Here is a 26,274-nt window from a genome sequence, read left to right as displayed (position 1 = left end):
GCTATGTTCTATTACTTCGGTTTCGGGTCCAACATGAGCATGGCCTCGCTGAGGGCCAAGGGGGTAGAACCCCGCTCGTCCCGGCGTGCTGTACTGAGCGGTTGGCGACTGCGCTTCAATGTGCAGCATTTTTTTCGTCACGAAGGCGGCGTCGGCAATATTGAGCACACCGGCAATCCAGCCGACCGGGTACTCGGTGTTTTGCATGAGTGCCCTGACGAAGCGCTTGCACGGCTGGATGACGCCGAGGCCTACGGCCATGGCTATGACCGGATAGAGGTTGTGGTGAAACCGCACAGGCCGGACACCGGCAGCGAATCAGGCATCCGCGCACTGACCTACATAGGCATGCCGGACTTCATCGACAATCGCTGCCGCCCCAGCCGCCGTTATCTGAACATCATTCTCGACGGCGCCTGGCACGCTGGCCTGGACAGGGACTATATTCAAGAACTGGCCAACCAGCCGATACACGAGCCCGGAGACTATCCGGCTTTTGTGCCGCCAGAGGGCGACTACCCGACCTTTGACCGGGACTCACTGGCACAACGGCCGCTGTGCACCGCCCTGTACGGGTCGGTGTTCGATATGTCAGAGGCACGACCATTGCATGAGTTTCTGAAAGGTTTTTTTGGTGGCAGGGACATGACCCTGTTTCATCTCAAGCGGCTGGACAGCAGCAATGCTGACGAGACCATGGACGACATCCGGCACGGACGCCTCAACCAGGCCCAGAAGCAGTATCTCAACGCGTACCTGAACGAGTACGCCAGGGAATACCGCTACATCGGGCGTTACAGTTATCACATGGATTGAGGAATCTGTATGTCATCTTTCCCTCCCGCCCTGGCGCACAACGCGATTGAAGAGGTTCTGCCGGACGTTTTTCTGGTCAGTGGCGCCATGGAAACCGTGCTCATGGATATGGACTGGAACTTCAGCCGGAACATGACCATCGTCCGCGACGGGGAGCGCCTGATCCTGATCAACACCGTCAGGCTGAGCGATGAGGGATTGGCAGCACTGGACAAGCTGGGCAAAGTCACCGACGTGGTCCGCCTGGGTGCCCTGCACGGCCGCGACGATGCCTTCTATCTGGACCGTTACCAGGCACGGTACTGGGTCATGCCGGGCCTTGCTCCGGAAGACGGCACACCGGCACAGCTTCTGGGCGAAGGCGGAGCCTCCCCGCTGCCCGGCGCCACGGTCTTCCAGTTCCACACCAGCAACATACCGGAAGGGGTGCTGTATCTGAACCGGGATGGCGGCATCCTGATCGCCTGCGATGCCCTGCAGAACTGGCTGAACCCCGATGAGCACTTCTGCGATGCCTCGCGACAGCGGATGGAAGAAATGGGCTTTTTCACTCCGGCCAACATCGGCCCGGTATGGTTACAGGCTGCCGAGCCCGAGGCGGAAGACTTCACCCGCCTGAGCGAGCTGGAATTCCAGCACGTGCTCTGCGGCCACGGCCAACCTCTGCTTGAAACCGCCCGGGAAGACTTCAGCGCCACCTTCAGGCGCCTGTTTCCTTCCTGACAACCGCCTCTGAGAGACGCGCCCGATGCAGAGCGACCATCCGCTGCCCGGATTCAACATCCTCTCCTGCCTGTGGCGGCACGCGGGGCGGATCGCCTATCATGCTCGTCGCATCTCAGACAGCGCCGATGTCACCATTGAGACGCTGGACTCGGAATACCCGGACCGCCGACAGGTCGCGACCCTGCACCACGAGGCTAGCATCTGTTCCCGCCTTGAGGGCGTGGAAGGTGTGCGCCAGGTCCATCTTCTGCTGCCTTATGGCAGTGGCAATCTGGCGCTGGTCACGGACTTCTACGATCACTCATTGGCCTCCCTGCTGGATGACAGTCTCGGTGGCCGACCGTCGGTATCCCAGGTACTGGATATCGCCCGGCGCCTGGTCCGGATACTCAGCGACATCCACACCCGGGACATCGTCCATAAGGCACTGACTCCACGCAATGTGCTCTGGAACCGGCATGAGGACAGGCTCGCCCTGACCGGCTTCAGCATCGCCTCCGAGCTCGGTCAGGAACGCCAGGCCAAACAACTGGCAAGCCAGCCCGAAGCCACCCTGCCCTATATTTCCCCGGAACAGACCGGGCGCATGAACCGCAATCTGGACTACCGCTCCGACTACTATTCACTGGGCGTCGTGCTGTTCGAACTGCTGACCGGGCAACGCCCCCTGAATGCGACCACGCCACTGGAATGGGTGCACAGCCACATCAGCCGGGTTCCACCGGCACCCAGCAAGTTGTCCGCCGAAGTGCCCGAGGCACTGTCAAACATCGTTCTGAAATTGCTGGCCAAGTCTCCGGAAGACCGCTATCAGAGCAGCGAAGGCCTGCTCCATGATCTATCCCGCTGTGCGGATGCCCTGGCCAACGGCCAGGACCTACCGGCGTTTGCACTGGGCGAGAAAGATCATCTGCAGAAATTCCTGATTCCCCAATCATTGTATGGACGTGACCGGGAGCTGAAGGAACTGCTGGATCTGTTCGAGGAGGCGGTGGAAGGCGAAACCCGATTCTGCCTCGTTCACGGCTATTCCGGCGTCGGCAAGTCGGCCCTGGTCAACGAAATCGACCGTTACCAGATCCGTGAGCGCGGCTTTCTGGTACAGAGCAAATTCGACCAGTTCCAGCATGGCGAGGCCTACTCGGCGCTGGCCGCCACCTTCCGGGCTCTGGTCCAGCAGGTGTTGCTGGAGCCGGAACTGACGCTGGCCCGTTGGCGGGAACGGCTCAAAAGCGCTCTGGGGCCGAACGGCGCCCTGGTGATTGACCTGGTCCCGGAACTGGCGCTGATTATCGGCGAACAGCCTCCGGTCACCGAGTTGCCGCCAGCGGAAAGCCGCAACCGGCTGCAACTTGTGCTGTCTGCCTTCCTGGGCGTGTTCGCCGACAGCGGGCACCCGGTGGTGCTGTTCCTGGATGACCTTCAGTGGAGCGACACCCCGACTCTGGACCTGCTGCGCCGTATCGTCACCTCACGGGACCAGAGCCATTTGCTGCTGATCGGAGCCTACCGGAGCAACGAAGTCGGCCCCAGTCATCCTTTAAGAATCCTACTGAACGATCTCGAGGATCATCAGCGTATCCATGAGATCCCGATCGGTCCCCTGGACCAGAGCTCCGTCGAGCACCTGGTGGCAGACGCCCTGCGCTGCGAACCTCAAGCCAGCCGGGAACTGAGTGACATGCTGTTCCACCGGGCCCGGGGCAATCCGTTTTTCACCAATGAGCTGCTGCGACAACTGCATACCCAGGGCGCCATCTGGTCCGATCCCGGCAGCGGCCAGTGGCACTGGCAGGTGGACCGGGACAACTGGAACGGGGCCAGCCACGATGTGGTCGAATTCATGGTGGACAACCTGCGCCAGTTGCCGGAAGAAACCCAGCACGCCCTGCAACTGGCCGCCTGCATCGGCAACACGTTCAACCTGCAGACTCTGGCCGCCATCTATGAGCACACCACGGCCCAGACCGCCGAGGCCCTGTTGGCGGCCCTCAAACAGTACACGCTGCTGCCCCTGCACAGCGACTACCGACTGGCCCGACATCCGGATGAAAAGCTGTCGCTGAACCCGCACTACCGGTTTCAGCACGACCGCGTGCAACAGGCTGCGTACAACCTGATCGCAGCCGAAGAACTGCCCCGCATGCACCTGTCCATCGGCCAGTTGATGCTCAAACATGCAGGCGGCACCGCCACAGACGACCAGTTGATCGACATTGTTAACCATCTCAATCATGGCCGGGCTCTGATTGTCTCCGCCGATGAGCGCCTGCAACTGGCACAGTTCAACCTGCGGGCCGGGCGCCGTGCCAGGCTCTCCAGCGCCTACGAGCGGGGCCTGTCGTACCTGCAGATTGCCCGGGAATCATTGCCCGAAAACGCCTGGGGGGAAACACCGGAGCTGATGCAGAACCTGGCAGCCGAAATCCAGCTCTGCTTCTACCTGACCGGCCGCACGGAAGACGCGGACCGCTGGCTCGAAATCATGCTCGACCATGCCGGATCCGCCCTCCACCGGGCGGACATCCTCTCCATCCGTACCCGACAGAACGCCACCCTCGGCCGCATGAGCGAATCCATTCATGCAGCCATTGAAGGCCTGGCACTGTTGGGGGTGGATTTCACTGAACACCCGACTCAGCAGGACATCGACCGGGAACGGCAACGGGTTGAGGAATACCTGGGCCGCCGGGAGATTGCCGATCTGGTGAATGCGCCAACCATCGACGACCCGGCCACGCTGACGGCCATGCGACTGCTGATGGAAATCTTCGCAGCCGCTTTCCTGTCCGGCAGTAACCTGTTCAGTTATCTGGTTCTCAAAGCTGCCAATCTGGCGCTCAAGCGGGGCAACTGTCCGGAATCCGCCTTCGCCTACGCCGCCTACGGTATGCTGTTGTGCGGCGAACTGGATGAGCCCGCCGTCGGCTTTCAGTACGCCAAGGTCGGCCTGGCCATCAATGAACGCCTGGACGACCTGACACTCCGGGCCCGGGTTATCTACGTGTACGCCATGTTCGTACACCACTGGAGCAACCACTGGGCAACACTGACACCCTGGTTCCGCAAAGGCATTCAGGCGGGCTACCAGTCCGGTGACCTGCTCTACCTGGCCTACAGTGCCCAGGACTGCGTGATCTGGGACCCGCGCATGGATCTGGAGACCGCCCGTCGCCTGCACGAGGAGAATCTGGAGATTGTCCGGGAATGCGCCTATCAGGACTCCCTGGACTCCGGCACCCTGTTCCTGCAAATGCAGCGGAACTTCATGGGGGACACCCTCTCCCCGTACACCCTCAGCAGCGAAGATTTCGACGCGGACAAATGCCTGGCGCAGATGTACGAACGCCGTTTCATGACCGGTATCGCCAATCACCACATCTACAGCGCCGAAATCAATCTGCTGCACGGCAACGACGAACAGGCACTACACTTTGTCAGGAAGCAGGACAAACTGATCAAGTCAGCCATGTCGCTGCCGCAACTGGTGCGCTTCTACATCGTCGCCAATCTCACACTGACAACGGTCTACCCGGCCATGGACAAACAGGAACAGGCGACAACCCGCCAACGGCTGGAGCAGGATCTGGCCCGGATGACCCGCTGGGCAGACAACTGCGAGGCCAATTTCCGCCACCTGCAGTGGCTGATGACCGCCGAACTGGAGCGCCTGGACGGCCATAATGAGGTCGCACTGGACTATTTCGACATGGCCATCGATGCCGCCCGTGCCGGTGGTTTCCTCCATGACGAAGCCACCGCGTGCGAACGGGCGGCCCGGCACCTGCTAGCCCTTGGCCGCAAGCGTTCGGCCGAGGGCTACCTGCGTGGCGCCCACGGTGTCTATAACCGGTGGGGCGCCCAGCGCAAAGTCGATCAGATGGAAGAGGACTTCCCGGTTCTTCGGGAGTGGCGACAGGTCCAGGTAAGCCAGTTCGGCAACCAGACAGACGACCTGGACCTGGCCTCAGTCATGAAAGCGTCCCGGGAAATCTCCGGTGAGATGGTCCTTGACCAGTTGCTGCAAAAAACCATGGACATTCTGCTGGAAAATGCCGGGGGCCAGTGGGGCTGCCTGATTGTGCGCAACGATGGACAGTTCGTGGTCGAGGCCGCGATACCGCCGGATCCCGGCCCGGCCCCGGCCGACATCCCGGACCACTCCACCCTGCAGGATCACCAGGGCAACCGCATCGCCCTGCCGATGAGCGTTATCAGCCAGGTGTTCCAGCGTGATGAAGCCGTCGTCCTGCACGATGCGTCGGCGGATGGCCCCTACGTCAACGATCCTTACACGGTGCACCTGCGACCCCGCTCCATCCTTTGCGTCCCCATCATAAGGGAGCGATTTGAAGCGGCCGTCTACATGGAGAACAACCTGGCGGACAGTGTCTTTACCGAAGAGCGCGTGGAACTGATACGGTTGCTCGCGGCCCAGGCATCGGTTGCCATCGAGAATGCCCGACTGTACACCCAGGTACATAACTACTCCCGGACACTGGAAGAGAAGGTCGCCGAGCGCACCGCTGAACTGGAAACATTAAATGCGGAACTGCAGCGCTTGGCTGACCGGGACGGGCTGACCGGGGTGGCCAACCGGCGCTCCGGGGACGCCTACCTGCAGGAGAGCTGGTTGCGCCTGCGACGGGAGCACCACCCCCTGTCCATCATCATGCTGGACGTTGACCATTTCAAACAGTTTAACGACACCTACGGGCACCAGATGGGCGACGAATGCCTGATCTCCGTCGCCTCAACCCTCCAGGACCAGATGCACCGCTCAACCGACATGGTGGTTCGTTACGGCGGCGAGGAATTCATGCTGATACTGCCCAACACCGATCATGACGGAGCCATGAAAGTGGCCGAAAATGCGCGTTTGGCCATACAGGCACTGGGCAGCAACGCAGACCAGTCGGACTCCTGCGCCCCGATCACAGTCAGCGTGGGCTGCGCCACCACCATCCCCGATGAGACAATCGGCGCCGAGACGCTGGTTTACGCAGCCGATCAGGCGCTCTATCAGGCCAAGGAAAGTGGCCGGAACCGGATCCGGGTCGCCAGTTAACGCCCGATAGGTACAATCCGTGCCTTTCCGGCCGATGAGCATTTCTTAAGTGAAACCAGGCTCAATTCCCCGTAATCTTCGCCTCCAACGCATCAAACACGGAGGCATCAAGCGATATGACCAACATGCTGACCACCCTGCCGGTACGGGCACTGTTTGCCAGACTGTTCTCGCTGGTTTTCTTTGTGCTGGCGTTTTCTCTGCTGGCAGCCGCAGGGATGGACGTGGTTGACTATCTCCAGTCCGGAGAGTCATTCATGCAGGCCATCATCAAAGGCGTCAATGGCAGCATCATTGCACTGGCCGTGTACGAACTGGCCATGGTGATCCGTTCAGAATACAGCGGGCGCTCGGAATCCCACGACATCGTCACCATGATGCGGCGTACCCTGCCCCGGTTCATCGGCACCGTCTGCGTGGCCATGTCACTGGAAGGGCTGATCATGATCATCAAGTACAGTCAGCTCGACCTGGCGGGTAACCTCTACTACCCGGTCGCCATCATCGCCAGCACCGCCCTGTTATTGGCCGCGCTGGGGGTGTTCCTGAAAATGGCGCCCAAGGAAAAAGACCAGGGCAGCGACTGCTGCTGAGACACGGATGTTGACATCACAGTCGCCAATTTTCGCCCAATGGGTTAGTTTGATCCGATGATCAATGCCTTTGCCGTCGCCAACTACCGAAGCCTAAAAGACATCGTCGTCCCCCTTGACGGCCTGAATGTTGTTACCGGACCTAACGGGTGCGGCAAGTCCAATCTGTACAAGTCGCTGAGGTTGCTGGCCGAGACCGCAAACGGCAACCTGATCTCATCCATTGCCAGGGAAGGCGGGCTCGATTACACCTTCTGGGCTGGTCCGGACGCCCTCACCCGCGGCATGAAGCAAGGCACAACGCCCGTGCAGGGGTCCGCCCAGAAACGTAACAGCCGGCTGAAGCTGGGCTTTGCCGGTGAGGAATTCGGTTACGCCATTTCCCTGGGCATGCCGGCCCCCCAGGGGTTCGCGGGTTATCAGGACCCGAGCATGTTCCAGTTTGACCCTGAAATAAAACGCGAGTGCATCTGGGTCGGGGATGTGTGCCGGCCCAGTAGTTGCCTTATTGACCGCACGGGCCCGGTGGTCAAGATCCGATCCGGTCGGCAATGGCAGGTCTACAACGCACAGCTCAACAGCTATGAGAGTATTCTGAATGAAATCAGCGACCCGGTGGCGACACCGGAGATTCATGCTGTTCGGCAGACCATTCGCAACTGGCGCTTCTACGACCAGTTCCGAACCGATCCACACTCGGCCATCCGTATCCCGCAGATAGGCACCCGGACACCGGTTCTGGACCACGCCGGCCATAGCCTGGTTGCCGCTCTCAGAACCATTCACGAGATTGGTGACCGAGAAGCCTTGCACCTGGCCATTGCAGATGCCTTCCCAGGCGCCACCATCAGCTTTGAAACCGACGCCGGCAACCGTCTGGTTCTTCAGTTCCTGCAAGAAGGCCTGCTGCGACCACTGAACCAGGCAGAACTCTCGGACGGCACGCTTCGCTACCTGCTTCTGGTGGCGGCGCTGCTGACGCCCAGGCCGCCCTCCCTGCTCGTACTGAACGAACCGGAGACCAGCCTGCATCCGGACCTGTTACCGGCGCTCGGGCGCCTGATTATCCGCGCCTCGAAGGAAACCCAGGTATGGGTGGTCTCGCACGCCCCAAGGCTCGTCAGCACACTCAAAGAGAACAACGTCTGCAATGCCGTTGCACTTGATAAAGAATGGGGCGAAACCACCATACCGGGGCAGGGGCTGCTCGATACGCCACCCTGGCATTGGGCGGACTGATATCATTTCTCCCTGCACGCAGGAGCTCCAATGGTGCATACATCACTCTGAAGCTTCATTTTGGGTCAACAATAACGGATCCGCTCAAGGTAGGTTTTCTGCCTCACCTGTTGCTGGTACTCCAGCGGCGTTGCCGAAACAAAGCGCTTGAACTCCCGCAAAAAATGGGACTGGTCACTGAATCCCAGGTCACATGCCAGGTCGGAAAAAGCAACACTGTCGCGGTGATTGATGTCATAGATTGCGGACTGACAACGAATGATTCTGCTGAACGCTTTGGGAGACATCCCCAGGTCCCGATGGAACTGGCGCTGGAGCGTGCGGGTGCAGAACCCCGTCAGTTCCCGAAGTTGATGCACCCGGATATCTCCCTTTGCCTCACAAATGGCCTGAACCACTTCCAATGACAGGCGGGAAACCCTACGCACATTTTTGTCTCTCAGGAAGTTCCTTAACACGGTTACCCTTCCGGCAAACTCCCTTTCACTAACCACCTGATCGAAAACCGTTTTACTGCCCTTCACGGCATCCAGAAAGCTCAGCTCGTGGTCCACCAGGCCCTCGGCAGACACATCCAGAAAATCCGGCACCATCCCCAGCGAGAACCGCACACCGAAATACAGATGGTCCTGCTTGAGTTCGGCACTTCGAGCTTCCAGCGTCGTCCCACAGACTTTGGCGCTGGGGCCTGCATCATCACAATCAAACACGATGTCAACGCAGCCGTCGGGTACCGCAAACGTCATCCCGTTCAGCGGGTTCGCCTTGAAGCTGTAGAAGTGCGAGATCGCCGGCGTATCCGATTCAATCAGGTCATAGTGATCGGCGGCGCTGAGAACGAACCAGGGCTGTTTCGAGTGGATCCCGGCAACCCTATTGCGGATGGACACAAGTGCCATGAGTCTGCCCTCTGAAATTCAGACTCCGATAGCTGAGCAATTTTTGAGCCACACCCGATTGATCCCGTAACCGGGAGATGCCTGTCGCAAAAATTCAATACGGCCTGACGGGCACCCCATAACATTCTCCCTAATCGCTGCCAGCAGCGTCCCTGAGCGCCGGACCGGAGCCGACATCTCCAATCGCATTCGGGGCAAAAACCACCAATTCCAAATCTGGGTGATGTTATGGCCGAAAAGACAACCATCGATTTTCTATACCTGTCGGAAGCAGACATGATCCGGGCCGGGGTTACAGACATGCCGGCCTGCGTCGAGACCATGGAGGAGATGTTTCAGCTCCTGCATCAGGGCGATTACCGCATGGCCGGTCCCGACAGTGACTCCCACGGCGCGATGATCACCTTTCCGGAGGAATCCCCCTTCCCGACCATGCCCAAGCCAACGGCGGACCGTCGTCTGATGGCGATGCCGGCCTATCTCGGCGGGGATTTCCAGACCTGTGGCGTGAAATGGTATGGCTCGAACATTGCCAATCGCGAAAAGGGTCTGCCCCGGTCAATCCTGATGATGACCCTGAGCGATGTGGACACGGGGGCGCCACTGGCCTACATGTCCGCCAACCTGCTTTCCGCCTACCGGACCGGGGCCATTCCCGGCGTGGGGGCACGACACCTTGCCCGCAAAGACGCGAAAGTCATCGGCCTGCTCGGGCCGGGCGTCATGGGAAAAACCTCCGTCGCCGCCTTCATCGCTGCCAGGCCCGACATCGACACCATCAAGATCAAGGGGCGCGGCCAGAAAAGCCTCAACGACTTCATTGGTTGGCTTGAGGAACACTACCCGCAGATCACTTCCATCAAGGTGGTGGATTCCATCGAAGAGGTGGCCACCGACTCGGACATTGTCACCTACTGCAACTCCGGCGAAGTGGGTGATCCCTCGACCTATCCGATGGTCAGGCGCGAGTGGCTCAAGCCCGGCGCCTTTCTCGCCATGCCGGCGAGCTGCAGCCTGGACGAAGGCATGAGCGGCGCCGATGTTCGCAAGGTGATGGACAGCGTCGGGCTATACGAAACCTGGTACCAGGAAGTCCCCAGGCCCAGTCACAACCACATTCCCCTTGTGGGCATGCGCTTCATGGACATGATTGCCGACGGCCAGATGAACCGACAGGAGCTGGAGGATCTGGGGGCCATCGTCTCCGGGGATACCCCCGGCCGCCGGAATGACGAGGAAATCATCGTCATGTCGGTTGGCGGAATGCCGGTTGAAGACGTGGCCTGGGCAACCCGGGTGTATCGCAATGCCGTGAGAGACGGTATCGGCGTCAAGCTCAACCTCTGGGACACCCCGGCCATGTGCTGACACCGTCCCGACGTTTGTTCAGCCACTTCACCCGGATCAGGAATACCGACATGACCAAGACACTGGAACCCGTCGCAACAACCAATGAGCTGCCATCGGCAACCAACATCGTCATCATCGGTGGCGGCATCATTGGTGTAACAGCCGCCCTGGCACTGGCGGAACGCAACATTCCTGTGGTGTTGCTGGAAAAAGGGCAGATCGCCGCAGAGCAGTCCTCCCGCAACCTTGGCTGGATTCGGAAAACCAGTCGTCACGCCCAGGACATTCCGCTGGCACAGGCAGCAGACCGGCTTTGGGCGCAAATGCCCGAGCGCATCGGGCACCCGGTCGGATACCGGCAAACGGGCATCCTGTTTGTCGCCCGGTCGCCGGAGCAGATGGCCATGCACGAAGCCTGGCACCGTTCCGTGGACAGTCTGGAACTGGACTCAAGACTGCTGTCGCCAACCGACATCGAGCGCCTGGTTCCCGGCGGTCAGGACCAATGGCAGGGCGGGGTCTACACGCCCTCCGACGGCCGGGCAGAACCCGCCCTGGCGACCAGCGCGATGGCCGGGGCAGCCATCCGCAAAGGGGCAACCATCGTTCAGGAATGCGCGGTACGCACCCTGTCAAGATCCGCCGGCAAAGTGTCCGGAGTGGTGACCGAGAAAGGCGAGATCCGGTGTGATCAGGTCTTGTTGGCCGGTGGTGCCTGGTCCCGCCGCTTCCTGAAAAACCTCGGCGTGTCGCTGCCAACCCTGCCGCTCATCTGCTCGGTTCTGCGTACCCGCCCCATGGAGGGCCCCACCGATATTGCCGTGGGTGCACCGGACTTTTCCTTCCGAAAGCACCAGGATGGTGGCTTTGTCATTACCCAGCGGGGAAAACTGGACGCGCCCATCACGCTGGACCATTTACAGGTTGGATGGCGCTACCTGAACCAGCTCAGAACCCAACACAGCTTTCTCAATGTTCGGCTGGGCCGGCACTTCATGAATGACCTGGCACTGGGCCGGCGCTGGAAACACGCCGACACATCCCCCTTCGAACGCGTCCGCGTCATGGATCCCGAGCCCAACACCGGACTTAACGAAGACGCGCTCAGAAATCTGGCCTCCGCCTGGCCCCAGTTTGCCCAAGCGACGGTGGATGAGGCCTGGGCGGGACTGATTGATGTCACGCCGGACTCGCTGCCTGTCATCGACCAGGTCAACGCCATTCCGGGCCTGACTGTGGCAACCGGGTTTTCCGGCCATGGTTTCGGCACCGGACCCGCTGCCGGCCAACTGGCCGCCGACCTGTTAGCCAACACCGATCCCATTATCAACCCGGCTCCCTATCGCTTTAACCGGTTCTGACATCGCCAATCGCATGGCTGCCAAAAGGGGTAAGACACATGAGCAACATTGCAAAATCTCACAGCACATCGTTTTCAAGCACCAGCCGTATCTCCAGGCCACTGAAGATGGGGCTGCTCACCATGATGGCCATCTCCATCGGGATGGTCATCGTTCAGGGCGCAATGATTTCTGCCACCCAGGGCATCGGCATCGGAGGCATGAGCTTTATCGCCGCCATGGTGGTCGCCCTGATCATTGCCCAGTTCAATGCCATGAGCTTCGCCGAACTGTCGCTCATGTTTCCCCAGGAAGGCACCCTGGCAACCTACACGCAAAAAGCCATTGGTCACTTTCCGGCGATCCTCGTGGTGTTTGCCGGCTACGTCATGGTCGCGCTGCTTGCCATGCCTGTTGAAATGTTCCTGGTCGACGCCATGCTGGGGGAACTGCTACCCAGCCTGCTGCCGGCGAAAGTGGGCCCCCTGCTCATTCTGGTCGTTCTTACCATCACCAATCTGGTGGGCTCCGACATCTTTGCGCGAGTCCAGAACCTGCTGGCGTTCATTCTGGTCAGCGCTCTCAGCTTATTGGGTTTGATCGCCACTACCGGCCTCAGCGAACCTCATCCGGTTATCTCCGGCACGCCGGTGGACTGGAGTTTTGGCGGCGTTCTTGACGGCAGCTTCATCGGGCTGGTGGCCCTGGCCATGTGATTGATGGTGGGAGTGGAGTTTATCTGCCCGATGATCAACGACGTAAAAAACCCGGCCACAAACATTCCGAAAGCCATGCACCTGTCGCTGTTTGCGATTTTCTTTATCTTCCTTGCGTTTGTGGTCGGCGCCACGTTCTATCTTGATACCGAAACACTCACCGGCTCGCCCATTCCGTATCTGGATTATGCCAATGCCGTCTTCGGCAAGGCCGGCCTGCTGATCGCGACAGTAATGGCACTGGCGGCAACCTGCAGCACCATCAACACGCTGCTGGCATCGATTCCCCGGATGCTCCATGGCATGGCCATGCAGGATCAGGCGTTCCCCCAGCTCAAAGCATTAAACCGTTTCAACGTCCCCTGGGTTGCAACGATCATGATCGCGGGCGCCACCACCATTCCCTACCTGCTGATCGACATTGATTCCCTGATCACACTGGTGATCGCCGCCACCACCAGTTACCTGATTGCTTACATGGTCGCGCATATCAACGTCATCGTTCTGCGTAAACGGATGCCGGGCCATGATCGCCCGTATCGCACGCCGTTCTATCCATGGCCCCAGATCCTGGGTATCGCGGCCATGGTCTACGTGGCACTGAACAACTCACCAACCCCCGAGATGACCGTCACCATCTACAGCATTACCGGGATCATTCTCCTGATTCTGGGTGTGATCTCCGCCCTTTGGGTCAAGTTCTACATGAAACGCGGGCTGTTTGAGCCCGATCAGGACTAATCCCTGTCCACCATCAGACACCTAGATTGAGGAACTAAAAGATGAACAAACGATGCAGACCCGCACTGTTCACAACCGGTATTGGCTCGTTACTCGCCCTGTGCTCAGGCTCCGTCTCAGCGCTCACGCTGATGGACAGCGACCAGGCCACACTGAACCTGGACGCCGAACTGGTCATCGGGCAATTCAGCAGCGATGAGACCTATGGCAACGATGAAAGCTCACCGGCCTGGACCGAAGGCTACGCAAAATACGGCTTTTCGGGCAGCTATAACCTGGCAGGGGGCGCCGTGTTCGGTGCGGCCAACGCTCTGACGTCAGGAACCTGGGGCGACGGAGATGCCTTGGGGGTCACCAATGGCGACGAGCGTGAAACCGATGTAGAGGACCTGTACATCGGCTACCGGAACCACCTGTTCGAACTGTCCGCCGGGCGGCAGAACATCACCATCGGCGATGGCTTCATCCTCAACGGGGATGCGCTCAATCTGGGCAAAGGCGCAGGTCCTGAGGCGCTGGATCGGGGCGGAGCTTACTGGCTGGCTCCCAGAAAGGCCTTTGACCAGACGGCCAAGTTGAGCATCGGTGAAAGCGAGGGGCTGCGTTCCGATCTGTTCTGGTTCAAGTCTGACAACTATGCCCAGGCGAAAGCGGAGATGGCAGGCCTCAATGTCGAATACGTCACCGCCCAGGGCACCGTTGGCCTGATGCATCTGGAGGGCCTTGATGTTGAGGAAAACTGGGGCTTTGATAACCGCGATGGTCAGGAGACAACCAGCATCCGGTTTCAGGGCAACGCCGACTCAGACACCAGTACCCAGGGCAACGACGACACCAACACCTATGCGCAGGTTATCGCCATCGTTCCTTTCTGAAGGTGAAACACGCCCAGCCGTCAGTGACCGGAGCCATCCTCCGGTTCGCTGGCGATTTCCCGGAACGCATTAACCAGTGTTTCCGGTTCCTGGGCACCGGAGATCAGGTACCGGTTACCGACCACAAACGCCGGTACCGCCGTCACCCCCGCCTGCTGGTAAGCGGCCTCATCCTCCCTGACGGCCTGCGCGTACTGCTCGCCGGCAAGGATCTCCCGGGCTTCAGACACATCCAGCCCCACCGCTTCCACACACCGGGCCAGCACCTCGTGATCGGAGACATCCTCGGCGTTGCCGAAATAGGCATTAAACAGGGCCTTTTTCAGTTCGGTCTGCCGCTCATGGCCGGCCGCCCACTTCACCAGGCGGTGGGCATCAAAGGTATTGCAGGTGTAACGCTCCTGCATCTTCCCGAAGTTAAGCCCCAGACCGGTGGCGATCTCTATCATGTTGTCCTGGGTGGCCCGCATCTCGTCTTCACTCCGGCCGTATTTTTTCGCCAGCGCCGGCAGGATAGCTTCGCCTTGGTCCCCGTGGTCCGGGTTCAGTTCAAAGGCATGCCAGCGCACCGTAAACGACAGCTCGGAGGCGAGTTGTTCCATGGCCTGTTCCAGCCGGGCATAACCAATGGCGCACCATGGGCAGGCGATGTCGGATACGAGATCAATCTGCAGTGTTTTCATCTGGGCTCCTGCTGAGTGGCGTACACATCGTTCAGATACTGGCCGCCAAGCTGGGCCATCTGGGTCAGGATCCAGGCGACCCGCTCCCTCACATAGGGCGTGGGCGCCCGGGCATTCAGCACCTTCGGGTTGGGCAATACGGCTGCAAGCAGCGCCGACTGGTAACCGGAAAGTGCCTGGGCCGAGTGGCCGAAATACGCCTGACTGGCCGCCTCCACACCGTAAATGCCCGGGCCGAATTCAGCAATATTCAGGTAAACCTCCAGCACCCGCTCCTTCGGCCAGAGCGTATCCAGCCCCAGTGCGAGCACGGCTTCTATGGCCTTTCTGACGAAACTCCGGCCATTCCACAAAAACAGGTTCTTGGCGGTCTGCTGCGTGATGGTGCTGGCTCCGCGCAGCCCTTCGCCCGCCCGGTACTCGGAAAGCGCCTGACCAATGGCCTTGAAATCGACACCGGCGTGGTGAGGAAAACGCTGGTCCTCACTGGCCACCACCGCCAGCGGCATGGCCGGGGAAATCTCCGACAGCGGCACCCACTGGTGGGACAGAGCCCGCTCCGAATCACTCAACTGATACCCCAGCATGAAAGCCGAGGTGGGCGGGTTCACAAAGCAGAACAGCAGAATCACCAGCAGCATCAGAGAGACTGCACCAGCCAGCCCCCAGCCCAACCAGCGCAACAGACGCCAGGCCTGGTCGAAACGGGATCGGGATTTACGGCCGTTTTGCCAACGAATGCTCATCCGGTTTCCGCTCAGAATGCGCTGGACATCAGTTCCTGGAGGTCCTGCTTCAGCTCTTCCGGGCTGGTGATCCAGAGCTCTTCGTCCATGCCCGGGAAAACGCCCACCTCGAGGCCGTCACGGGTCAGTCCCGACACCCATTTTCTGAAGAAATCCGGTAATGAAACCGCCTTCGGAGAGAGGCCTTCGGACCCCGTCGCATAATGCTCGGCAAACTCGCTGTTCGGCCAGACCGGCAGGTAAGCCACGCCGTCCTCCTCCGCCACGATTTTCAGAAACTGGTTATCGGCGTTCACCAGTATCCAGATGTCCCGTTCTTCAACGACGGCATCCAGAAAGTAGTCGTACCGCGCTTCGCCATCCAGTTCGAGAATCTGCTGTAAGGAATTGTTATACATGCATGGCTCCATAGCCGTGTTGGTGGTTTTGCCGGAGTCTACCGTATATCTAGTCCGCCGGTGTTCCGGATTTACCACAACATAACCGGTAGACAGCTTCTTCATTACCGGTACGCCTGTATACTTGAATCAGAAAAATACCAGCCATACAGACAACCTGGAAATGTTGATGACTGCCCATAGACGCGTCTACCTAGCCGGCCCAGAGGTGTTCTTTCCGGCAAAAGAACATGCGGCGCTCGTCGCCAGTAAAAAGCGGTTACTGGAAGAGGCGGGACTGGAAGGTGTGGACCCACTCGATACCGAACTGGTGTTTTCTGATCAGGAGCCGAAAACGGCTCAGGGCCACCGGATCTACCTCGCCAATCGTGAACTGATGGACAACTGCGACGCCATCATCGCCAACCTGACGCCCTTTCGGGGCATCAGTGCCGACCCCGGCACCGTTTTCGAAGTGGGTTACATGACTGGCCAGGGCAAACCGGCGGTGGGGTTCACCATGGACCACCGCGACTACCGTGAAAGGGCCGGCGGCACGGACCGGGATTCAGAAGGCCATACTATCGAGGACTTCGGGCTCAGGGACAACCTGATGATTGAATGCGGCTTGTCAGAATCAGGCGGCAGCCTGTTTGTAGCGGAGCAAAAAGGCTGTCACCGCTATTTCTCAACGGCTGTTTTCCGCCAATGTGTACAAGCCATTGCGCGGAAACTGGCGTCAGACTGAACCGGAATCACGCTCCACCACATCCGTCAGCACCGGAATCTCATCTTCCGCCGGCTCGTTACGGGGAAAGGCGCCGATCACGCCACGCCGGATGATCACCGCAAGCGAAACAACAACGGAAACAAGGGCAAACAGGAATACGGTCAGATAGCGGGCACCCGAGGCCGGGAAAGACAGCGACTGTGGTTGAGTCTGCATAGAAAAGCTTCCATTTGGTGCTTTGGGGTAATGTGATGTCCCTATTCGTAACCCGCCTAACTTTAACGACATGTCGCGCTGAACCACATTGGCCTCAGGTCCATGCTGCATAACGCACCCACATTGCACTATCTGTACAGCCCTGCCTTGAGTTACCGTCTTTTCAGCTTTCCCCCGGGGAACTTGCGCGATCCGCCGCCACCTGTTTGAATCCTCATTAATACCCAACCAATCAGGAGAACACATGACCCTTATCATGCGAGCGTTACTGATCACTTTTGCGCTGGGCGCGGGCCTGGCAGGCTGTAACACCATGGAAGGCGTGGGCCAGGATCTGGAAGATGCCGGCGAGGCCATTGAACAGGAAGCCTCAGAGGCCTGATTGACCGAATGCTCCAGCACCACGAAGACCAGCCTTGCCCCTGCGGCAGCATGAAGCCCTACGCCGAATGCTGCCAACCACTCCACCAGGGCAAGGCTGCCCCCTCCCCGGAGGCCCTGATGCGGTCGCGCTATGCGGCCTTTGTACTGACACTGCCGGACTACCTCCTGGCCACCTGGCATAGCTCAACCCGGCCGCAGTCGCTCAACCTGGACGATTCGCCGGACTGGGCATCACTGAGCATTCTGGACAGCGAACAGACAGGCACTGACGGCAGGGTTCATTTCCGTGCGATCTACAAAGCAGGCAAAGGCTGGGGTTACCTGGAAGAAGCGTCCCGCTTTGTTCAGGAAGAGGGGCGCTGGTACTACCTCAGCGGCAATACCAGCGAAGGCCCGCTCAAACCGGGCCGCAACGATCCCTGCCCCTGTGGCAGCGGCAGGAAGTACAAGGCGTGCTGCCTGTAACGGGGTTACAGGCTGGCCAGAGCCTCGGCAATCGGCGTTTCACCTGAAAGCACGTCAAACACCTGGTTCCGGGTATTGTCGGCATCCAGCACCGCCATCAGAACCCGTGCAACGTCCTGACGGGGAATCTCGCCAAACTCATCCTGCCGGGCACGGATACTGACTCTGCCCGTGCCTTCCTCATTGGTCAGCCGACCTGGGCGAACGATGGTGTAGTCCAGCCCGCTGGTTTTCAGATGTTCATCGGCATTCCGTTTGGCCCGCAAATAATGCTGCAGCTTTTCCGGTCCGGCTTCCGGCTCTTCGGCGCGCATGCTGCTGACAATGATGAACCGCTTGATGCCCATGGCCTTGGCGGTATCCATCAACCGGATGGCCCCATCCTGATCCACATCGATGGTTTTGTCCGGGCCGGTGTGCGGGCCCGAACCGGCGGTAAAGATCACCGCATCGCAACCACGCATGGCTTCGCTGCAATCCTCTTCAAGATTACCGAGCACGGTTTCCGTTGCGCCCAGTTTCTGCAACTCCGGCCCCTGGTCGGGGTGCCGGACCAGGGCTCTCACCTCGTGATCACTCTCGGCCATTTCCTGCACCAGATGCTGACCGATCTGTCCGTTGGCGCCTGCGACAAACACATGCATAACCGTTCTCCTGATTCGGTGATTGGCTTCGCTGATTCTAAATCTGCGTGCCTGACCGCCGGAATTCAAGGTAAACGGACCATTACCACGGGCCAACCACATACCCCAGTTGCTCAGGCAGCCAGAGTGCGATCCCCGGCACCAGCATCACCAGCAGCAGACTGATGGACATGGCGGCGATAAACACCAGCGCCCAACCAATGGTGTGTTCCAGTCGGATATTGGCGATGCGAGTGGTCACCATCAGGTTGACCGCCACCGGGGGTGTGAACTGCCCAATCGCGATGTTCATCGCCAGCAGTATGCCGAACCAGATGGGGTTCCAGCCAAAGTGGTTCATCAGCGGCAGCACGATCGGGATCAGGATCAAATAGATGGAAATCGCATCCAGCAGCATGCCGGCAATAAGCACCAGCAGCATGACCAGACCCAACAGAACCCAGCCATTCTCGGACAGTGACAGCAGCCCCTCGGCCAGATGCTGGAAGGTGCCCAGCGTGGTGCCCGCCCAGGCGAAAATGCCGGCCAGCGCGATGATGAACATCACCACCCCGGAGGTCACCGCGGCTTCGGTCATCAGGTTCCAGAGATCACGAAGACTCAGGTTGCGGTACAGCAGACAGCCCACCAGCACACCGTAAGTCACCGCCACCACCGCAGCCTCGGTGGGTGTGAACAGCCCTGAGCGCAGGCCGCCCAGAATGATCACCGGCGCAAACAGCGCCGGTATCGCTGCCTTGAAGCTGGGCCAGAACGACGGCCGCTCAACCGTGCCCGGGTCTTCCCAGCGATATTTCCGGGAAAAGTACAGGGCCGGAGCCAGCAGGGAGATACCCGCCAGAACGCCGGGAAACAGGCCGGCCGCGAACAGCGCCCGAAGGTCCACACCAGGCACCACAATGGAATACAAAATCAGGGCAATGGATGGCGGAATCAGGATCGCGGTGGAGGAGGATGCCGCAATCAGTGACGCGGAAAACGGTTTCGGGTAGCCGGCTTTCTGCATGCTCGGCAGCATCACCATGGCCACGGCTGCAGCATCTGCCGGGCCGGAGCCACTCATGCCGCCCATGATCAGGCACACCAGTACCGCCACGACGGTCAGCCCGCCATGCCGCGGGCCGATAATGGCCTGGGCAAAGCGAACCAGACTGGCCGCCACCCCGGCCCGCTCGAAAATCAGCCCGGTCAGGATAAACAGGGGAATCGCAATCAACGGGTACTTGGCCACACTGTTATAGGTATTGGTGCCAAACGTACCCAGCATGGCCGGGGGCAAACCGGCGACAATGCCGACAACACCGCCCACACCCAGGGCCACCGCCACCGGCACACCCATCAGCAACGCCAGCAGGAAACTGGCGATCATCAGCAGGTCAGGACTCATGAACCACCTCCGGATCGGCTTTGCCCCGCAGGCGGTCAATGAGGTTCTGCGTCATCCGGATCATGATGGCCACGGACAGAATCGGCAGCCAGATCACGTAGATCCAGTTCGGCAGTCCCAACCCCGGAGACAGGGACTCCCACTGGTATTCCTGTAACGCGAAGGTGCTGCCGTACCAGGTCATGATCCCGAGTACCGTGACGCCCGCCAGCCATTGCAGGACGAACACCACCTTCAGTGCCCAGTGCGGCAGGTAGTGTTCAATCAGCTCGATCCGGATGTGCTGGTTATGCCGCGCCGCGACTGCCGCCCCTGCAAAGGTGAGTACCACCAGACAGAACACCGAGAATTCCTCGGTAAAGGCAAACGACACATCGGTGGCGTATCGCACGATCACATTGCCCAGACTGATCCCACAGATGGCGATGAGTGCAATAGTGGCCAGCCAGGCCTCGGGGCGGAACTTGGGGGAACGGCGGCGCATGAAGACTCCGTATCAAGAAAAACGCCCGCCGGAAGTGGCGGGCGTTCGGGACAGGCCGTTGTTACTGGTTGCGGTTGGCGACCGCTTCCTGAGCCTGCTGTACCAGATCCTCACCGATGCGGGAGGTCCATTTCTCGTAAACCGACTCGGTGGCGTCCTTGAACGCCTGGCGCTGTTCAGGCGTCAACTCGGTGACCTGGACACCGCGCTCTTTGATAGCCGCCAGAATGTCATCCACCTCGCCACGGGATTTTTCGATTTCCCACTGGCCGGCATCAATGGCGGCCTGTTTCAGCAGTTTCTGGTCTTCCGGAGAGAACTGGGCCCACACCCGGTTGCTGACCGCGAATACCAGCGGGTCGGCCATGTAGTGCCAGCGGGTCAGATATTCCTGGCCAACCTGGTCAATGCGCGCCACGTCGAAAACGGACAGCGGGTTTTCCTGGCCGTCCACAGCGCCGGTGGTCAGCGCCGGCTTGGCATCCGCCCAGCTCATCTGGGTCGGGTTGGCGCCCAGCGCACTGAAGGTATCCTGAAACAGCGGAGAACCCACCACGCGGATTTTCAGACCATCCAGATCCGACGGTTCATCAATCACCAGTTTGGAGTTGGACAGCTCGCGGAAACCGTTTTCACCCCAGGCCAGCGGTGTCACACCGCGCTTCTTGATGGCTTCAAAGACCGCCTCACCGGCTTCACCCTGGGTGATGGCATCAATGGCGGCGTAATCCGGCATCAGGAACGGCAGGGAAAACAGGTTGAGTTCCGGCACCTGCGGGGACCAGTTGATGGTGGACCCCACTGCCATGTCGATCAGCCCGGAGCGCATGGCAGAGAACTCCTTGGTCTGGTCGCCGGCAACCAGTTGGGAGTTACTGTAAATCTTCATATTGATGCGCCCGTCAGAGCGCTCTTTGACCAACTCCACCCATTTGTCAGCGGCCTGGCCCCAGGGGAAGGCAGACGGCAGAACCGTCGAGACGGTGTATTCATCCTTGTACTGGGCTTGGGAAGCGGCACTGAACAGGAGTGTAGCTGCCGCAGCGGCAACCATGAGTGTGCGACGTTTCAACATAACGTTTTCCTTCTTTTTGGAGTTGGTCGGATCACTTTAGCAGCAATCCAACTGCAGACCGCCCGGGGATTATAAAAATGGAGGTATTGGGAGGCAATCCAAAATAGTGCACGCTGTTTCGGTTTTCCCCCACTACGGTTCTGCCAGCACCGCCCCCATATAGGAAGGTGAACGATAAATACACTGTCAGGAAGATGAATGACCCCCGCACTTAAACAGTTTCTTTTTATTTCGAGTATTTACCTTCTCTCGCCCAACGCGGGCGCCGCACGCACCGATCTCATGGAATGCACGGACGCCAGCGCACCCAACCAGTGCCAGGATCTGCAACTGAGCACTGATAGCGCAGAAAACGGGGACCGCCGTTCAGCCTGAAACTGACTCAGGTTCCTGGTGATGCCTACCCAGAGCTTTCTTTGATGCCTTGTGCTGATACATCTTGCGGTCGGCCTCTGCCAGACAGGCTGACACATGACCGCCATCGCTGCTGGTGGCCAGGCCAAAGCTGATTCCGGCATCCGGCCAGTTGACTTGAAGCGCCTGTTCAATGGCGGCGACATCCGCGAGAACCTTGACACGGATACCGTCCAGTTGCTCCCAGGTATCGCTTTCGAGCAACCAGATAAACTCGTCCCCTCCGGTTCGGAACACCTCTCCGGCAGCACCCAGACGGCTGCGCATCATGGCGGCCGCTTCGGAAAGGAAACGGTCGCCGGCATCGTGCCCGAGCCGGTCATTGATGGCCTTGAAACCGTCAAAATCGATGAACACCAGGGCGCAGGGGCCTGAGATCTGGTCCAGGCGCTCGTTCATCAGCATCCGGTTGCCCACCTGGGTCAGCGGATCCACCCGGGCCTCGTAGGACGCGCGCATGAAATCCTTCTGCTTGCGGCGGAACCACTCGGTCATCGACAGCATGATGCACACGCAATCAAACGCCAGGGCACTGACCACCACGAGTTCCCGGTAATCGAAACCCTGCACCAGATCCGTGTGGGCCAGCATGAAGTAGATCAGCGAAAGACTGTAGGCGAGGTTACCGGCCAGAAAATACCGGGCCCGGAAATCGGACCGGGAAAGCATCCAGACACCGATCCCGACGCTCAGCACCACCCAGATAACCGCAACCACATGCGCCAGGTAGAAGGTCGCCTGGAACGGCAGCGCCAGCTCCACAACGCCCAGGCAGGCGAATGCCCAGGTAAGCCGTTTCAGCCACCGGGCAAGCGCGGGGTGCATCTCTGCACAATTGAACAGTTCCCGGGTAAAAAGGGCGGCGCAGGCAATGGCAAAGGGGAAAAGGTGCATGCCTGCATAAACCGGGTTGACTCCTTCCATGGGCAAGAGCCGGCTGAGGGCACCGGCAAGTGCCGCCCAGCCAATACCATGCAGCCCCACGTAACCGGCGCAGTACAGCGTAAGACGCTGCCGTGTGCGGACGAACATCACCAGTGACAACAACCCGAGAACCAGCATCACCACAATGGCGGCCAGCGTGCCACCATTCACCAGAAACTGGTATTCAAAAAAAGATCCCTGCGGAAAAAAGGTCACTTTCACCGGGGCTGGAAAGTGCTTCGCCTTAATGACAATCCACAGTGTTCCGGACTGGGCGCCGCCCAGTAACAGCGGAAATGCCTGTGAATGCATCAGTTGCGGCGTATTGCCGTCATAGGACTGCGCAAACTCCGCCACCAGTTCCGTCGCCCCCTGGTCAGGCTGCCAGTAGGCCAGCCCGGTATCCACGTAGTTGGCATTGGGAACCACGAACCACAGATGGCGATCCGCCAGCGTCAGCGGGATACGCGCAACGTATGCACCGGAACGCCCCGTCAGTGAGCCAGCCACCGGCGTTCGGCCAGACAGAGCCTGTTCCAGGGAAAGAGGAGAAAGCGGGAAAACGTCAGTGTCCAGCTCAGACCAGAGCTGCTGATCGTCCAGAATCTGGACTCGGTCATCAAGAGCAAGCGGGGGGACGTCTGCCTTCGCGCCGGAAACGGAAATAAAAGCGACGATAGCCAGCATCATCGCACACAAGAAACGACGCGAAGACATAATCAGTGGAGGGACCCGAACTCATGAAACCTGTATCCCGAGGATACGCGAACAGGCCACACAACCGCCACTTAAACCGGCACCCCTGACAATAAACATTGACGAATCCCCCCACACGGTGCCTGAATAGGGAAAATGTCACCTTACGGAGGAAACCGGCATGAAATGGATCGTCGTGATCATTATTGGCGCCATTGTCGCCTTCTGGCTCTACCAGGGCCGGCGCAAGAACGCGCTTGAAGACCCGGAAGTCAAAACCTACGAGGACAAGGACTTCTACCTCACTTCAGACGATAACAATTCCGACGATTCATCATCCTCCGGCGACAACCCGCGCCACTGAACAAAGCCAGACAAATAGCAGGCGGGCAATTCAGAGGCATTACTCTGGTTGCCCGCCCGGCACGACAGATCAAAGCTATGCCCCTCCAAGCATCATCCCGAGACGGGCGCAAGGACCTTATCGGACCACCTCACCCAAATCCAGGCAATACCGCCCGATTACTTCATTTTTGAGCAGAATTGCTTATGCTCTCGCCTGCCCTTATAGTGGCACAATGAACGTCAAGACACGCATTCCCTGAGAGGCCAGCCCATGATTGGTCTGAAAGAACACCAGCCAGTCGATACAGCTCCCCCTGCGAAGACCGGCCCGGCGCTGACGGCCCGGCACAGTACAGCCGGGCTGAAATGGCTGTTTGAACGGCGCGAGCGCTGGGGGCTGACCATGGATGAATTGGGAACCCTGCTCGGGGGTGTTCGCCGGCGCACGCTGACCGACTGGCAGAAAAGGGTCAACAGCGGTTACGAGGTCGAAGTGACCCGCGACACAATGGAGCGGGTCAGCCTCCTACTGGGCATCCATAAAGCGCTGACCCTGATCACCCCGGCCGGCCAGGAAGACCTCGCCTTTGAATGGTTCCAGAAACCCATTGATCTGATGGGCCTGCGCGGGCGGTCCATCCGTGACTACCTGCTGGAACAGGGATCCATGGATGCCCTGTACTATGTCCGCCGTAACCTTGATGCTATGCGCGGCTGATCCGAAAAGGAATCGGAGATCAGGTGGAACACGTCAAACCGGAGTGGAAACATCACCGCGTTATTCACAGCAAATATCCACCACTGGATTGCTTTGAAAGCGACGACGCTCTACTACTGGGTGAGCTGGAATCCGCCACCAGTGACCGCGTGGCCCACTGGCCCCGGTATGTGGAGGACAAGGATTACCGCTATGGACCAGGCTGGGGCGCCGTCATGGCTTCGTTCTGCTACCCGTCCGAGGGGCGCTTTAACACCCTGCGCCGTGGCGCCTACTACGCCGGCGATTCACTGAAAACCGCTTTCCGGGAATGGGCTTATCACACAGCCGGGGTTTGGCAAGGGTTCGGTGTGACCAACGACTGTTCCGCCATTGTGCGCTGTTACACAGGCCACACCGCCGAGCCACTGGTAGACCTGCGCAATCAGACGCAGTACATGCACAACACCAACTATGCCCCCGGCCAACAGACAGCTGCGGCCCTGCTCAATGCCGGGGAATACGGCATTCTTTACAGCTCGGTACGCAACCCCGGCGCTGAAGCCATTGCCCTGCTACGCCCACCTGCAACCACACCGGTGATGCAGGCCGGCCACTATGTGGTGCGCTGGGACGGGCACGCCTTTACCCATTTCGCCCGCATTGAGGAATACCACCCGCTCTGATCACACCAGGCGAGCATCCATGCTGTTCTTGGCCAGTTGGTGGGCCTGCTCCTCGGTCATGCCCAGCTCATCACGCAATGCCAGGAAGTTCTCCAGAACATAACCACCGAAATAGGATGGGTCGTCGGAGTTCACACTGACGTTCAGGCCTCGGCTCAGCAACTCCAGGATATTGTGGTGGGCCATATCCGGGAAGACCTGCAGCTTGGTATTGGACAGCGGGCATACCGTTAACGGCACCTGCTCCTCCGCCAGCCGGTCGAGCAGTTTCGGGTCCTCAACGGCCCGGACCCCATGATCGATCCGGTCCACCTTGAGCAGGTCCAGCGCCTCCCAGATGTAATCGGCTGGTCCCTCCTCACCGGCATGGGCCACGGCCCGGAAGCCCTCGGCCCTGGCCTTGGCAAACACCCGCTCAAATTTGCTGGGCGGGTGGCCTTTTTCCGAACTGTCCAGGCCCACGGCGAAGAACTGATCGCGGAACGGCATCGCCTGCTCCAGGGTTTCAAACGCCTCGTCTTCCGAAAGATGCCGCAAAAACGCCAGAATCAGCCCACCGGTAATGCCCAGATCCTCGCGACCATCGCGCAGGGCTGCGCTGATGCCATTAATCGCCACCTCAAACGGAATACCTCGCCCGGTGTGGGTCTGCGGATCGAAGAAGGGCTCAACATGAACCACGCCCTGCTCGTGACACTTCTGAAGGTAGGCCCAGGTCAGATCATAGAAATCCTGTTCGGTACGCAGCACGTTCGCGCCCTGGTAATACAGGTCCAGGAATTCCTGCAGATTGTTGAAGGAATAGGCCTGGCGAAGCGCATCCACGTCATTCCAGGGCAGCTCAATGTCATTGCGCCGTGCCAGCGCAAACATCAGTTCAGGTTCCAGCGCACCTTCCAGGTGCAGGTGCAGTTCCGCCTTGGGCAGGGCCTTCAGCCAGGCTTCGTTCATATCAGTC

26 protein-coding genes and 1 pseudogene are annotated in these 26,274 nt (G+C 59.5%); 16 read left to right on the top strand and 11 right to left on the bottom strand.

The window, feature by feature from the left end; genetic code table 11:
- The first annotated feature begins 3 nt into the window (after nucleotides 1-3).
- The 5 genes from HNR38_RS12175 to HNR38_RS12155 all read left to right on the top strand — a co-directional run bounded on the left by HNR38_RS12175 (nucleotide 4) and on the right by HNR38_RS12155 (nucleotide 8,442).
- A complete protein-coding gene (locus HNR38_RS12175) occupies nucleotides 4-816 on the top strand; it encodes a gamma-glutamylcyclotransferase family protein (protein ID WP_183704554.1) in 813 nt (270 codons plus the stop codon).
- A gap of 9 nt (nucleotides 817-825) precedes the next feature.
- Nucleotides 826-1,539: an MBL fold metallo-hydrolase gene (locus HNR38_RS12170; protein WP_183704552.1), complete on the top strand. Its 714-nt coding sequence runs from the start codon at nucleotides 826-828 to the stop codon at nucleotides 1,537-1,539.
- 25 nt (nucleotides 1,540-1,564) lie between these two features.
- A complete protein-coding gene (locus HNR38_RS12165; RefSeq protein WP_183704550.1) occupies nucleotides 1,565-6,610 on the top strand; it encodes a diguanylate cyclase in 5,046 nt (1,681 codons plus the stop codon).
- Between the two features lie 116 nt (nucleotides 6,611-6,726).
- Nucleotides 6,727-7,203 carry a hypothetical protein gene (locus HNR38_RS12160; RefSeq protein WP_183704542.1) on the top strand — a complete coding sequence of 159 codons (477 nt, stop codon included), beginning with the start codon at nucleotides 6,727-6,729 and terminating at the stop codon, nucleotides 7,201-7,203.
- 57 nt (nucleotides 7,204-7,260) lie between these two features.
- Nucleotides 7,261-8,442 carry an AAA family ATPase gene (locus HNR38_RS12155; protein WP_183704540.1) on the top strand — a complete coding sequence of 394 codons (1,182 nt, stop codon included), beginning with the start codon at nucleotides 7,261-7,263 and terminating at the stop codon, nucleotides 8,440-8,442.
- Nucleotides 8,443-8,507: 65 nt separating this feature from the next.
- Here HNR38_RS12155 and HNR38_RS12150 read toward each other — a convergent pair whose 3' ends face one another.
- A complete protein-coding gene (locus HNR38_RS12150; protein WP_183704538.1) occupies nucleotides 8,508-9,341 on the bottom strand; it encodes a helix-turn-helix domain-containing protein in 834 nt (277 codons plus the stop codon).
- Between the two features lie 228 nt (nucleotides 9,342-9,569).
- On the opposite strand from HNR38_RS12150, the gene HNR38_RS12145 reads away from it, so the two are divergent.
- The 4 genes and pseudogenes from HNR38_RS12145 (at nucleotide 9,570) to HNR38_RS12130 (ending at nucleotide 14,363) form a co-directional block, all read left to right on the top strand.
- Entirely contained in the window at nucleotides 9,570-10,709 is a 1,140-nt protein-coding gene (locus HNR38_RS12145) for an ornithine cyclodeaminase family protein (RefSeq protein WP_183704536.1), read from the top strand.
- Between the two features lie 50 nt (nucleotides 10,710-10,759).
- On the top strand, nucleotides 10,760-12,052 hold the full coding sequence (locus HNR38_RS12140; protein WP_183704534.1) for an NAD(P)/FAD-dependent oxidoreductase: 1,293 nt from the start codon (nucleotides 10,760-10,762) through the stop codon (nucleotides 12,050-12,052).
- Between the two features lie 38 nt (nucleotides 12,053-12,090).
- A pseudogene (locus HNR38_RS17410) lies at nucleotides 12,091-13,488 on the top strand (APC family permease).
- Nucleotides 13,489-13,529: 41 nt separating this feature from the next.
- Nucleotides 13,530-14,363 (top strand): hypothetical protein, encoded by an 834-nt coding sequence (locus HNR38_RS12130; RefSeq protein WP_183704532.1) that lies wholly within the window; start codon nucleotides 13,530-13,532, stop codon nucleotides 14,361-14,363.
- A 20-nt stretch (nucleotides 14,364-14,383) separates the two neighbouring features.
- Here the strand turns inward: HNR38_RS12130 and HNR38_RS12125 are convergent, their stop codons facing one another.
- The 3 genes from HNR38_RS12125 to HNR38_RS12115 are packed head-to-tail and all read right to left on the bottom strand — an operon-like array spanning nucleotide 14,384 to nucleotide 16,190.
- Nucleotides 14,384-15,046 carry a DsbA family oxidoreductase gene (locus HNR38_RS12125; RefSeq protein WP_183704529.1) on the bottom strand — a complete coding sequence of 221 codons (663 nt, stop codon included), beginning with the start codon at nucleotides 15,044-15,046 and terminating at the stop codon, nucleotides 14,384-14,386.
- The gene (gene mtgA / locus HNR38_RS12120) at nucleotides 15,043-15,792 is read right to left on the bottom strand and encodes a monofunctional biosynthetic peptidoglycan transglycosylase (RefSeq protein WP_183704527.1); all 750 of its coding nucleotides are present in this window, start codon (nucleotides 15,790-15,792) and stop codon (nucleotides 15,043-15,045) included. The genes HNR38_RS12125 and mtgA overlap by 4 nt, the downstream gene beginning before the upstream one ends.
- Nucleotides 15,793-15,803: 11 nt before the next feature.
- A complete protein-coding gene (locus tag HNR38_RS12115) occupies nucleotides 15,804-16,190 on the bottom strand; it encodes a DUF2750 domain-containing protein (RefSeq protein WP_183704525.1) in 387 nt (128 codons plus the stop codon).
- Between the two features lie 169 nt (nucleotides 16,191-16,359).
- Here HNR38_RS12115 and HNR38_RS12110 point away from each other — a divergent pair, with 169 nt between their 5' ends.
- Complete coding sequence (locus tag HNR38_RS12110; RefSeq protein ID WP_183704523.1) at nucleotides 16,360-16,917, top strand: nucleoside 2-deoxyribosyltransferase; 558 nt, start codon at nucleotides 16,360-16,362, stop codon at nucleotides 16,915-16,917.
- Here the strand turns inward: HNR38_RS12110 and HNR38_RS12105 are convergent.
- Entirely contained in the window at nucleotides 16,909-17,115 is a 207-nt protein-coding gene (locus HNR38_RS12105) for a hypothetical protein (protein ID WP_183704521.1), read from the bottom strand. The genes HNR38_RS12110 and HNR38_RS12105 overlap by 9 nt on opposite strands.
- Before the next feature lie 244 nt (nucleotides 17,116-17,359).
- Here HNR38_RS12105 and HNR38_RS12100 point away from each other — a divergent pair, with 244 nt between their 5' ends.
- Both HNR38_RS12100 and HNR38_RS12095 read left to right on the top strand, forming a co-directional pair.
- Nucleotides 17,360-17,497, top strand: coding sequence for an entericidin A/B family lipoprotein (locus HNR38_RS12100; protein WP_183704519.1), 138 nt, complete (start codon nucleotides 17,360-17,362; stop codon nucleotides 17,495-17,497).
- Between the two features lie 8 nt (nucleotides 17,498-17,505).
- The gene (locus HNR38_RS12095) at nucleotides 17,506-17,964 is read left to right on the top strand and encodes a YchJ family protein (RefSeq protein WP_183704517.1); all 459 of its coding nucleotides are present in this window, start codon (nucleotides 17,506-17,508) and stop codon (nucleotides 17,962-17,964) included.
- Between the two features lie 5 nt (nucleotides 17,965-17,969).
- On the opposite strand, the gene HNR38_RS12090 is transcribed toward HNR38_RS12095, so the two are convergent.
- The 4 genes from HNR38_RS12090 to HNR38_RS12075 form a co-directional block, all read right to left on the bottom strand.
- The gene (locus HNR38_RS12090; protein WP_183704515.1) at nucleotides 17,970-18,608 is read right to left on the bottom strand and encodes an SDR family oxidoreductase; all 639 of its coding nucleotides are present in this window, start codon (nucleotides 18,606-18,608) and stop codon (nucleotides 17,970-17,972) included.
- Nucleotides 18,609-18,690: 82 nt separating this feature from the next.
- Nucleotides 18,691-19,995, bottom strand: coding sequence for a TRAP transporter large permease (locus HNR38_RS12085; protein ID WP_183704513.1), 1,305 nt, complete (start codon nucleotides 19,993-19,995; stop codon nucleotides 18,691-18,693).
- On the bottom strand, nucleotides 19,985-20,479 hold the full coding sequence (locus HNR38_RS12080) for a TRAP transporter small permease (protein WP_183704511.1): 495 nt from the start codon (nucleotides 20,477-20,479) through the stop codon (nucleotides 19,985-19,987). The genes HNR38_RS12085 and HNR38_RS12080 overlap by 11 nt, the downstream gene beginning before the upstream one ends.
- A 61-nt stretch (nucleotides 20,480-20,540) precedes the next feature.
- A complete protein-coding gene (locus HNR38_RS12075; protein ID WP_183704509.1) occupies nucleotides 20,541-21,554 on the bottom strand; it encodes a DctP family TRAP transporter solute-binding subunit in 1,014 nt (337 codons plus the stop codon).
- A gap of 198 nt (nucleotides 21,555-21,752) precedes the next feature.
- On the opposite strand from HNR38_RS12075, the gene HNR38_RS12070 reads away from it, so the two are divergent.
- Nucleotides 21,753-21,929, top strand: coding sequence for a hypothetical protein (locus tag HNR38_RS12070; protein WP_183704507.1), 177 nt, complete (start codon nucleotides 21,753-21,755; stop codon nucleotides 21,927-21,929).
- On the opposite strand, the gene HNR38_RS12065 is transcribed toward HNR38_RS12070, so the two are convergent.
- Entirely contained in the window at nucleotides 21,921-23,609 is a 1,689-nt protein-coding gene (locus HNR38_RS12065; RefSeq protein WP_183704505.1) for a sensor domain-containing diguanylate cyclase, read from the bottom strand. The genes HNR38_RS12070 and HNR38_RS12065 overlap by 9 nt on opposite strands.
- A gap of 160 nt (nucleotides 23,610-23,769) precedes the next feature.
- Here HNR38_RS12065 and HNR38_RS12060 point away from each other — a divergent pair, with 160 nt between their 5' ends.
- The 3 genes from HNR38_RS12060 (at nucleotide 23,770) to HNR38_RS12050 (ending at nucleotide 25,316) form a co-directional block, all read left to right on the top strand.
- Nucleotides 23,770-23,952, top strand: a complete 183-nt coding sequence (locus HNR38_RS12060; RefSeq protein ID WP_183704503.1) for a hypothetical protein — start codon at nucleotides 23,770-23,772, stop codon at nucleotides 23,950-23,952.
- 252 nt (nucleotides 23,953-24,204) lie between these two features.
- Nucleotides 24,205-24,651 carry a hypothetical protein gene (locus HNR38_RS12055; RefSeq protein WP_183704501.1) on the top strand — a complete coding sequence of 149 codons (447 nt, stop codon included), beginning with the start codon at nucleotides 24,205-24,207 and terminating at the stop codon, nucleotides 24,649-24,651.
- A 23-nt stretch (nucleotides 24,652-24,674) separates the two neighbouring features.
- The gene (locus HNR38_RS12050; RefSeq protein ID WP_183704498.1) at nucleotides 24,675-25,316 is read left to right on the top strand and encodes an RES family NAD+ phosphorylase; all 642 of its coding nucleotides are present in this window, start codon (nucleotides 24,675-24,677) and stop codon (nucleotides 25,314-25,316) included.
- On the opposite strand, the gene HNR38_RS12045 is transcribed toward HNR38_RS12050, so the two are convergent.
- Complete coding sequence (locus HNR38_RS12045; protein ID WP_183704496.1) at nucleotides 25,317-26,267, bottom strand: adenosine deaminase; 951 nt, start codon at nucleotides 26,265-26,267, stop codon at nucleotides 25,317-25,319.
- Between the last annotated feature and the right edge of the window lie 7 nt (nucleotides 26,268-26,274).

It is taken from the genome of Marinobacter oulmenensis, from assembly GCF_014201735.1.
Taxonomy (GTDB): domain Bacteria; phylum Pseudomonadota; class Gammaproteobacteria; order Pseudomonadales; family Oleiphilaceae; genus Marinobacter; species Marinobacter oulmenensis.
This window is presented reverse-complemented; position numbering and strand designations above follow the sequence as displayed.